The following is a 9,969-nucleotide window of genomic DNA, read 5'->3' on the forward strand; positions in this document are numbered from 1 at the left end:
CTTCCGTTACTGGGGTGCTTGTGATTACAGGCATCCCTTTATTTTTTGCCCACCCTCTCACTTACTGATCGCTCACCTTTAGTCTAAAGTCCAGACATGAGTGATAGCATCAGCGTGGGCATAATCAACAATCAAGTGACAGCACTGGAGGCATTAGAATCAGAAATTGAGGTACTAAACACTTATGGTACTTTAGAACAAAAATTAGAATATTTAGAGCAAGTATCTAGCCATTATCAAAGTTTATTTGAACAGGAATATGGCGAGAAGCCCAAAGCAATTAGAGCAGAGTACAAACCTTTCATGCAATCTGTTGTAGCTCTAGCAAAGAATCCTAACAGAACGCCAGATATTATTCAGCAGGCGATGGATGTTAACCGCCTAATGTACCGAGAAATGATTAGTGAGGGATGTTATCAAAACCAAATAGCGGTTGATTTATTCAAAAGTGCTAAAAAACCTGAGATGGATAAAATCCGGGAAAACAGCCGCTACTTGTATCGTGATGTTAATTATATTAAAGATAAAAAGTCGCGTTCAGTTTATTTAAACACGGGGATAACACCAAAGGGCTACTCACCAGTAGAATTATTGATTAGCCAAACTAATAAATATTTCCAGCAATCACAATTAGAATCGCGCCCCATAGTCCAGTTTAAAGACTTGTTCAAAGGAGTAGAATTTACACCACAGCAAAAACTTGCAGCGATCGCCGCTAAGTACGAGTTTGATCTGAAATTCAACGCTGCGGTTCGTGCCTCAAGGCGGCGAGAAACAGAGTCTGGCCCTAGCGCAATTGTTCAAACGGATTCAGGAACGCAACTCGAAATTACCAACCTCACCCGCTACGGGCATCCCCTAATCTGGAAAGCCCAGACACTTAATATTCGCCTAGATGAGATTAAATTCACAAACAGTGAACGCCCCCATAAATTATTAGCAGTTGCACAGATAGATGGCGAGGTTGGGTCAGATGGAAAACCCGCTTACTGCAACCTGGGAACAGTTAGCCAACAATCGCAAGCAGATTACAATCTCAAGGCGGGGATGACCATGCAGGGAGCTAAACTCCTAGAACTAAAACCAGAACTTACTAGAAGCCAAACTAAACTACTCTTTGCCTTGGCAAATGATGCAGCAGAAGCATTTTACGCTTCAATACCAGAGTCAGAAAAACTTGCATCCGCCGCCGCCGCTTGGAATATCTGTGCATCCCGTCAGGATGAACTCGAAGTTGCAAGGAAAGAAAACGCAAACCCCCAGGCGATCGCTAAAAAAGTCTCCAATTTTGCTTTCGCTGCTTTCCCCAATGAGATTATCTCCCGCTTGGAGAAACTGCAATTTAGCGAACCGAAGTTAGTCACACTTCATAATGAAGCAAATCAATTTTTGGGCAGAAAGTGGAACCCAGACGAAAAACACCCCATAGAAATCAGAGCTAGCCACCACCCACCGGGACATGAACGCCACGTTTCCAGACTAATGTTTGTACAGGATGCTGACGGCGAATATAAGGAATTCGCCATGCTCGAAACCAGGGCTGGAATGTTACCAATTGGCTCAAAGGCGCAAGCTAATTTCATTGGGGTAGAACCTGCTACTGCCAAAGCAACTATTGGACTACCAGGAAACGAGCCGGTTGAAATTACTATCCGTGAACTCAAGAACTTCTCTTATGCAGGACTTGTTTTTAACGCCGAACCGGTCAACTTAGAATTTGGCACTGTGCCGATTCCTGATAAAACAGTAAAAATCAAAATTGATGCTTTGACTCTGGGTGAGTTAGACAGTGATTCGCTCCTTCAGTTGAAACAAGTTGATTACCTAAAAAATGGTAATCCCCTCAAATTAAAACTTACCTCTATCTCCGAAGCTGGAGATCAAGCTTTTGTGCTAGGTGAGTCCCCAAATGGTAATCTCCTCAAAATTAATAAAATTAACTTTTATGATTTTTCTGGTCAGACATTCGATGATTTGGATTACCGAAAACTGACTATCCAAACCTCAGCTTCTAAAACCAGAGATGCCGTATTTTTAAATGGTGAACCCTTGGGAGTATTGCACTTTAAAAAAGACAAAGACGCGCTCAGACAGCTTGGACTGCTCAAAACCGGAAAACTAACACCCGCACCCACTATTATTGAAAGTAATTTCTCTGTTATTTGCGCTCAAATTGACCCTAATACCGTTGAATATCCTACTATTTGGACAAAGGAATTTCAGGCTTTTGGGACTCAACCAGTTAATTCTGAACAACAAGAGATGATTGAGAGTAGTACGAAAATTCTCCATCATATTAAAGCGCGTCCTACTTTCTTATTTTCTACAGAATCAAACAAAAAACTTGGAGTCATGGGTCTGGCTGTTGATAACCAGAAAGCTGAGACTGTGACTAAATGGTTAACTGCTCAAAAAGTTGAATGGCAGCAAGTACCAACAGAAGATGTTATCAGGGAAACTAAAAAAGGTCTAGCGGTATTTAACTTGGTTGATAGTTCCATCCCTGCCAAAACTTTGGAGAACATGACCAAGAAATTCGGGGCAATTATTGAAACGGATAGTGACTATCAACAAAGAGTTAATTCCCTTGCTACACGACCGCAGTTTTTGAAACCACCAGAACAAACAGCACAATCCCCACCTAACCAATCTATAACTCCATTACTCCCCACTACTCCTTCTACACCAGACATTAGTAATCATGTGAAAACCGAACCTTTAGGTGTAGAGAAATACCCGACAGTTACTATTGATGACTTGAGAAATTGGTACAATGCCGCAGATAAGTTAGGGAAGCCGGAAAATTACAAAAAACGCATTGTAGAAGTGGCTAATGGGTTTAAAGCTGGTGAGCAATTATCAGCCGAAGCGTTGACAGTAATGAATCAAGATACATTTGAGCTTGAAGCCATCAGTCGGTTGACTCAAATTGCTCAAAGGATTGGCATGGTCTGGGGTAAGTCTAATGAAAATGGCACTCAAGTTCTAGGAAAGATTTATGACCTTACCTTTAATATTCAGCAGAGGGATTTAACTATTTCACAGAAAAATGGGGAGGTAATTTTGAATTTGCAATCTGGTAAGGTGCAGACTAATAAAGTTACACCCCATATACTGCAAACTTTTGAGGACGTTAATACTCAAATCGATAAAATATTAGCTAAATCTCAAACACAACAAATAGACTTACAAAGATAGGTTTATTTGCTTCCTCCCTCCTGCCTTATTCAATAAAAATACGTATTAATTATAGGCTTTTCAACGAGTCAAAGCCAAAAATCAAAACTTAATTTAGAATCTCAAAAACATTGCTCTATCTCTAACCTATACCAACTGGCTGTGGTTCATGAGTGACAGAGCTAGCCTTCATCGGTGCAGGATGTTCGCTTTCTTGAAGATGAGTTACTTCAAGAGAGCGAATCAACTCTCGAATGACATCAGTTGCTGGTCTGCCTGTGATTGCACAATAGCGTTCAAGTTTTTCGCTCTCAGTTGATGCGAGATTTATCGTGATTCGTTTGATAGCCCATTTTTTATTCATAACTTGTTCGGATTTTTAAAATTTGAGAAATTAAACGGACATTGCACTCTAGCAATAGTTGATAAATAACCGTTATTAACTCGATTCATACTTGCCTTGTCGTCAAACTATTATAAACATAAGTTTTTTAAGGTATTTACGTATAATCAAAAACTTCACCAAGAAATCACTTATGTGAATTTTAGATACAGTTTTAATTTGGGATTGGGAAGTTAGCGTTTTGTCATAGCAAGTGGTATTGGTGAACACGCAGGCTTTTTTGCGTCCAGGCTCAGGGATTGTCTGTGGCTAACAACAGATGTTTTTCCACAATTACGAGCGAGTATTATTGGATGGACTGAACACAATGAATGTGATAACATTTATGCACCGCAATATCTTGATTCAGAGAACCAGTTTGGGCAGTGGAAAATGGTGCATTTAATTGGCTTCCTAGAGAGTCAATCATCGCCATAGCCATAAAAGATGTATGCTTTTTCAAGGTAAAAAATTATAATGACAATTAACATCTAAAAAGAAATTACTTTACGATATCGCAAAAATTTACCGTTTATATTGCGTGGAGCATCAGTAGCGAGCCAAATAGCAGTGTCGGCTCCTTCGGCTGGCGTGCGCGGTGCTGATGACCCACCCATATCTGTTTTAACCCACCCCGGACAAATGGAATTGACAACAATTCCAAAAGATTGTAAAGCTTGTGCCAGCATAATTGTTGCACCATTTAATGCCAGCTTTGATAGGCAGTAACTTGGGACATCGTAAGACAAGCCTTCTAATGCTCCATATCCGCTTGAAACGTTGATAACTCTGGCATCAGGGGATTTTTCCAACAGGGGTAAAAATGCCTGCACCATCCGAATTGCGCCAAAGGTGTTGGCATTCATGGTGGAATCAAGTAACTCCCGGTCAATGGTAAGAATATTTACATCCTTATCTGGATACACGGCAGCATTATTGATTAAAACATCTAACCGAGCAATTTTCTGATGTAGGGTTTTTACTGCTTCATCGATAGAGCGATCGTTAGTGACATCCAATTCGACAGGAATTACCTTTGGTTGAAGCTTCTGGGACGCAAGTTTTGCGTTATCAAGCGAACGCGAAGTGATAATTATCGAGTAGCCTTTTGCCAGTAGACCTTGAGCGATGGCAAACCCAATCCCTCGGTTCCCACCTGTGACTAATGCCCATTTGTTTTGTGTAGATTCCATCTGATGTTATACCTTTTGTTCGGGTCAAGATCCTTAAACTCCATCTCACTGCTACGAAGGCTACCCCGTTAGATTGAAGCGATTGCAGGTGGGTTAGAGCAGAAGCTAGAGCAAGCCAAACAGATGATCAATGGGAAATCTGTCAAGAAGTTCAAGTCAAGTTGATCGTAACCGTTCGATGTCTCGCATCGGTGGTTCACCGAACAAGCGGGAGTATTCCCGGCTGAACTGTGAGGGACTTTCGTATCCAACCTGATAGGCAGCAGAGGTGGCATCGCAACCTTCCGTCAGCATCAGGCGACGGGCTTCTGACAGTCTTAACTGCTTTTGATATTGAAGTGGACTCATAGAGGTCACTTGCTTGAAATGCTGATGAAACGACGAAGTAGACATTCTCAGTTGCTTTGCTAAGTCCTCGACTCGCATCGGCTGAGTAAAGTTAGACTTGATCCGTTTGATCGCTGAAGCAATCCGCTGCATACTGCTGCCGGATGTAGCAAATTGGCGCACGGCTTCACTTTGTTCTCCCATCAGCAGACGGTAGTAGATTTCCCGAATCATCATCGGTGCCAGCATGGGAATATCTTGGGGTTTATCTAAGAGCTTAGTGAGTCGAAGGGCACAGTCGAGCAACGTGGCATCAGCGTTGCTTACAAATAAGCCTCGGACAGAGTTTTCTTTCTTCCCCGAACTGAAATTCATTTGAGCAACCATCTCACAGAGTTGCATTGAATCTAGAGTCAGCTTTAATCCTAAATACGGTCGATTGGGCGTCGCCTCAACAATACATCTACCGAGGGGAAGATCAACTGAGACAACAAAACATTGCCCTGCCTCATAAGTATACGTTTCTTTCCCCAACACCATGTCTTTCTTGCCTTGAACGAGAAGGGCGAGACCCGGTTGATAATCTTGGTAGATGATGGCAGAGGACACATCCGATCGCGAAAGGCTCAAGGGTGCGATCGCAGTTGGATAGATCCGGTTGCCATTGGGTTCGGTGTGCCGCGCTACTAATGTCGCCAGCGCTTGGCACTGCTCTGCAACGACATCAGAAATGGGAATAATGAAAGTCATGGTAAAACCTCAATTCATTCAACGCCCTACACGATTATAGAATGCCTTCAAGTTATCCACGTTGGAGAAATAGGCAAAGATTAAAGAGCTTTAGGCATTGGAAACGCTGGATCGAATTTGTAGGATGAAAGCATCTCAAACGTTACAGAGTCCAACAGAACAATGCCGGATTGCTTTCCTTAAACGATTAAAAACTTTTTGGAGAAAATGGCAATTCGTCCAAACAAACTTTGTTAGCAGTTTTACGCCTCTAAACCAATCAATAGCAACTCAAGCAATTAGCAGGAGAACCTATTTATGCAAAATACTCCCCAACAAATGAAAGCAATGGCGGTTGACGAGTTCGGTCATGCTGACAAGCTGACGTTGCACACCTTACCCGTGCCTACAGTAGACGCGGGCGAAGTTTTGATTCGCATCGAGATTGCCGGAGTTGGCGGCTGGGATGCGCTGGAGCGGGAAGGTGAACTGGTGTATAACGAAGTTCACTTTCCGCGTGTACTGGGCGGCGAATGTGCAGGCACTATTGTTGCGATTGGCGATGGCGTAGAGCGTTTTGCTGTTGGCGATCGCGTTTACGCCCAGAGCTTTATGAACGACAAAGGCGGTAGCTATGCAGAATACGTCGTCGTCTCGCAAGAGACGGTCGCGCCGATGCCCGATGGTCTCGATATGGTGATGGCGGGCGGGCTACCCATAGCTGGTGTAACGGCACTCAGTAATTTGCAAGCGTCGGGGACAGGCAACAAAACCAACTTGATGCTGTGGGGCGCGAGCGGTGGCGTCGGTCACGTTGCGCTACAACTGGCTAAACGCATGGGCGCGAACGTTTTCGCGATCGCATCGGGTGCAGACGGTGTAGCTTTGGTTAAGCAGTTGGGGGCGGATGAAGCAGTAGACGGACATAGCGACGACGTTGTGCAACGCGCCCGTGCCTTTGCGCCCGATGGCTTCGATATCGCGCTGGTGCTGGTGGGCGGCGACACCGTTCAATCCACGCTGAGTTTGGTACGTCAGGGCGGAACGATCGCCTTTCCTAATGGCGTGATGCCCGAACCATTAGCACCCGACGGTGTGTAACTCAAGAAAGCAAATGGGTTCGCTAACCCAATGTTGTTAGACCAACTCAATCGATTGATCGATATGGGTGAGTTTCAAGTTCACATTGCACAGACCTTTGGACTGGAAGAGGCGGCACAAGCGCAGTCAGCGATGAAACAGCACTATCTGGGCAAAATTGTGTTGCGCGTGAGCGGCGAATAATATCTGATTGAATTTCCAGCTTTTACAACAACTCTACTCTCAACATTGCTTTCATTAAATCATTAAAAAATTCTTGGAGAAAGTAGCGATATGTCTGAACAAAGGAACCTTGGCGGCGCTTTTACGTTGCCGAATACCTCAATCACAGTGAAGCGCATCGGCTATGGTGCTATGCAACTCGCCGGTCCGAATGTATGGGGTGCGCCGCGAGATGTGGATGCAGCCGTTGCCGTTTTGCGCGAAGCGATCTCACTTGGCATTAATCACATCGATACGAGCGACTTCTACGGACCTCACATCACGAATCAGATTATCCGACAAGCGCTGCATCCCTACCCCGAAGATTTGGTAATTGTAACCAAGGTTGGAGCGCGTCGTCCTGAAGTTGGCTCATGGGTTCCTGCGATGTCGCGGCAGGATCTGACCGAAGCGATTCACGACAACCTGCGTAATCTCGGACTCGACACGATCGATGTCGTCAATCTCCGCTTGATGGGTGACGGTCACGGACTATCGGAGGGTTCTCTGGTGGAGCCGCTAACGACCTTAGCCGAACTTAAGCAGCAGGGATTAATTCGTCACCTCGGTTTGAGCAATGTCACGCCTACACAGTTAATAGAGGCGCAAACGATTACGGAGATTGTTTGTGTGCAGAACCAGTACAACGTGGCGCACCGGGAAGATGATGCTTTCATCGACGATCTCGCACAGCAGGGCATTGCTTATGTGCCGTTCTTCCCGCTGGGTGGGTTCATGCCGCTACAATCTTCAGTACTTGAAAGTACCGCCAAGTCTTTAAACGCGACACCGATGCAAGTAGCGCTGGCGTGGTTGCTTCAGCGCTCCCCCAATATCTTGCTGATTCCCGGCACCTCATCGGTTGAGCATTTACGTCAGAATGTCTTTGCTGCGGCGCTGCAACTGGAGCAGCAAATGGTGGCTGACCTGAACGCGATCGCAGCAAAACCGCTGGTAGATCGCTTCAGTTAGTAATTTGAGCTTTGACACAAACTGCTTGACAAACTCTTGGCACAAGAAGGATACCAATATTTACCGAACGTACTCATACGGACACTGAAGCACCTTTATATTGAGTTCGACAAGGTATCATGATCGCATAGCACTTTCATGAAGGCAGCTATTTTGCCAACGCCTGACTTGCATTCGTATTCGTATGAACAAAATCAATTTTGGTAGTGAGGTGACGTTTAGCGATATCCCCAAGCTACATGACCTACACCCCCACTAGCCAATTGCACACCACAGACCTACACTCGTCTGCAAACTTAACCCAAACCTGCCACTGCCCCAAATACCCATTCCAGTAAGGTTCACCATCAGCAATACCAATAGAAAAGTCAATTCTTTTGAGATCGATTGTCTTAAAATAGGCTAAAAGCCAGATTAGGAGAGATTTTGAAATAAAGGTATAATTTTATCCAATAAGAATATGCCATCATCTGACCAAAATTGTCTTTTGTCTGAGTACTTATAAGTTGGTACTAATGCACAACTGTGTGTCTCTACAGCTAGGGTATTGATTAGAGCTTCTCTTTAGCTGGGGTTGCGATACCGCGCTTAACTAGACTCGCTTCCAGTTCCTTAATAAATCTTAAGTCTTCCTCCAATAGAGGCTGGCTTTTGCTAGAAGAAAAGTCATTACTTACAGAGGGCTTTTTTTCAAGAAAAGCAAACACTTGCCGAAATTGACGCGGATTTACAAAAATTAGCGAGTCAAAGTGACAGGGGATAATCTGCTGAAAATCCCAATTAGCAACTGTATCAGCCCACTTGAGGACTTGTCTTGGTGCTTGGGGAAAAATAAGGATTTGCAGAATCGGTGCGACAAATGGCCGCCCCTGACCTTGTAGAGCATCGAATGCCTGCTTCCAAGTTTCTCGCCAGCGAAAAGGAAATAAACCAAAGTACGTTTTTAGGTTTCGCTGTGGTGCTTTGAGAGCATCACGAAACATCTGTCTGATTGGAGTAAGTTCCAGCGCACTTGGACGAAAGTAAAGTGCAAACAATGAAATGCGTTGCCATCCCTTGCGGCGGTTGTCTTCATTGTCGTCGCAAGTCTCCAAGGCATTGTCCCTTGCATGAAACAGTAAGGGATAAGGATCTAATTGGAGGATTTCTGGTGGGTTAACTGGAACAGAAAGGATAGAATCAGTTACAAGTAGAGTGCGCGAAGGCTTGTGAAACACTGCAACTTCTGCAAAAGAACCTCGTCCTAAATCGATGTCCAAGATTGCATAGTCAAACTCCAGAGCGAAGGGAGCAAGGCTTGAGTCTTCAGGGAGTTCTTGAGTTCGTTTTTTTGGAAAGCCTAGCCAACTAAGTGGCAGGTTAAACGGGAAACTCCACTGGTGCGGGGCAACAAAGACTTGTGCTTGAGGAAAGCGGCGAGAAAAAGGGCCAACGAAGACTTTATGCTCCAGACCAGAACTGGTTGGCAGCATGATGTACTTAACTTCACCGTGCTTTGCTACCAATTCATTAACCAAGCGGACACACTCAGTTGTTGGAGCAACGGGTGCATAGACCAGAAGACCTCCGGCAGCGAGTTTGACGACAGTCATACGAATCGGCACGATGGTGTAGAGAATGCCGTGAAGCTGCTCGAAAGTCCAGATAGTGTCAAAAACTATTTCCTTGCGAAGTGTCCGTCGCCTGCCGTAAGGGTAAAGTGGGACAGCAGCCATTGGTGTCAAGTTAAGGCAGATGCCCAAATGTCAAGCGACCTTGAGGCGTTGCGTCGGTGTCGCTGACGCACTGCTTTTAAGCTAATCAGCATTTAAGCTGCAACATAGTTGACATTACCTTTATTTTTGATTTTTCGATGCCACTTAATCAGTAACTCACCTTGGTTTAACA

The 9,969-nt window shown here is 44.6% G+C and carries 9 protein-coding genes; 5 read left to right on the plus strand and 4 right to left on the minus strand.

Going from position 1 to position 9,969, the window contains the following annotated elements; translation table 11 throughout:
• Nucleotides 1–96 precede the first annotated feature (96 nt).
• Entirely contained in the window at nt 97–3,198 is a 3,102-nt protein-coding gene (locus tag V7K61_RS00715; RefSeq protein WP_335050045.1) for a hypothetical protein, read from the plus strand.
• Nucleotides 3,199–3,319: 121 nt separating this feature from the next.
• Here V7K61_RS00715 and V7K61_RS00720 read toward each other — a convergent pair whose 3' ends face one another.
• A complete protein-coding gene (locus V7K61_RS00720; protein WP_335050047.1) occupies nt 3,320–3,541 on the minus strand; it encodes a CopG family transcriptional regulator in 222 nt (73 codons plus the stop codon).
• A gap of 282 nt (nt 3,542–3,823) precedes the next feature.
• On the opposite strand from V7K61_RS00720, the gene V7K61_RS00725 reads away from it, so the two are divergent.
• Entirely contained in the window at nt 3,824–3,997 is a 174-nt protein-coding gene (locus V7K61_RS00725) for a hypothetical protein (protein ID WP_335050057.1), read from the plus strand.
• Between the two features lie 53 nt (nt 3,998–4,050).
• On the opposite strand, the gene V7K61_RS00730 is transcribed toward V7K61_RS00725, so the two are convergent.
• Nucleotides 4,051–4,752: an SDR family NAD(P)-dependent oxidoreductase gene (locus V7K61_RS00730; protein WP_335050049.1), complete on the minus strand. Its 702-nt coding sequence runs from the start codon at nt 4,750–4,752 to the stop codon at nt 4,051–4,053.
• Nucleotides 4,753–4,908: 156 nt separating this feature from the next.
• Nucleotides 4,909–5,829: an AraC family transcriptional regulator gene (locus tag V7K61_RS00735; RefSeq protein ID WP_335050051.1), complete on the minus strand. Its 921-nt coding sequence runs from the start codon at nt 5,827–5,829 to the stop codon at nt 4,909–4,911.
• Between the two features lie 297 nt (nt 5,830–6,126).
• On the opposite strand from V7K61_RS00735, the gene V7K61_RS00740 reads away from it, so the two are divergent.
• The 3 genes from V7K61_RS00740 to V7K61_RS00745 all read left to right on the plus strand — a co-directional run bounded on the left by V7K61_RS00740 (nt 6,127) and on the right by V7K61_RS00745 (nt 8,082).
• Nucleotides 6,127–6,909, plus strand: a complete 783-nt coding sequence (locus V7K61_RS00740; RefSeq protein WP_442936281.1) for a quinone oxidoreductase family protein — start codon at nt 6,127–6,129, stop codon at nt 6,907–6,909.
• A gap of 30 nt (nt 6,910–6,939) precedes the next feature.
• The gene (locus V7K61_RS34040) at nt 6,940–7,092 is read left to right on the plus strand and encodes a zinc-binding dehydrogenase (RefSeq protein ID WP_442936282.1); all 153 of its coding nucleotides are present in this window, start codon (nt 6,940–6,942) and stop codon (nt 7,090–7,092) included.
• Between the two features lie 90 nt (nt 7,093–7,182).
• Nucleotides 7,183–8,082: an aldo/keto reductase family oxidoreductase gene (locus V7K61_RS00745; RefSeq protein ID WP_335050053.1), complete on the plus strand. Its 900-nt coding sequence runs from the start codon at nt 7,183–7,185 to the stop codon at nt 8,080–8,082.
• 551 nt (nt 8,083–8,633) lie between these two features.
• On the opposite strand, the gene V7K61_RS00750 is transcribed toward V7K61_RS00745, so the two are convergent.
• Entirely contained in the window at nt 8,634–9,797 is a 1,164-nt protein-coding gene (locus V7K61_RS00750) for a DUF4336 domain-containing protein (RefSeq protein ID WP_335050055.1), read from the minus strand.
• Nucleotides 9,798–9,969: the final 172 nt, after the last annotated feature.

It is taken from the genome of Nostoc sp., from assembly GCF_036918015.1.
GTDB lineage: Bacteria > Cyanobacteriota > Cyanobacteriia > Cyanobacteriales > Nostocaceae > Nostoc.

What these genes read in the sequence shown, in the direction of transcription:
- V7K61_RS00715 (WP_335050045.1), top strand. Translation starts at nt 97, where the DNA reads ATGAGTGATAGCATCAGCGTGGGCATAATCAACAATCAAGTGACAGCA.
- V7K61_RS00720 (WP_335050047.1), bottom strand. Translation starts at nt 3,541, where the DNA reads ATGAATAAAAAATGGGCTATCAAACGAATCACGATAAATCTCGCATCA.
- V7K61_RS00730 (WP_335050049.1), bottom strand. Translation starts at nt 4,752, where the DNA reads ATGGAATCTACACAAAACAAATGGGCATTAGTCACAGGTGGGAACCGA.
- V7K61_RS00735 (WP_335050051.1), bottom strand. Translation starts at nt 5,829, where the DNA reads ATGACTTTCATTATTCCCATTTCTGATGTCGTTGCAGAGCAGTGCCAA.
- V7K61_RS00740 (WP_442936281.1), top strand. Translation starts at nt 6,127, where the DNA reads ATGCAAAATACTCCCCAACAAATGAAAGCAATGGCGGTTGACGAGTTC.
- V7K61_RS34040 (WP_442936282.1), top strand. Translation starts at nt 6,940, where the DNA reads ATGTTGTTAGACCAACTCAATCGATTGATCGATATGGGTGAGTTTCAA.
- V7K61_RS00745 (WP_335050053.1), top strand. Translation starts at nt 7,183, where the DNA reads ATGTCTGAACAAAGGAACCTTGGCGGCGCTTTTACGTTGCCGAATACC.
- V7K61_RS00750 (WP_335050055.1), bottom strand. Translation starts at nt 9,797, where the DNA reads ATGGCTGCTGTCCCACTTTACCCTTACGGCAGGCGACGGACACTTCGC.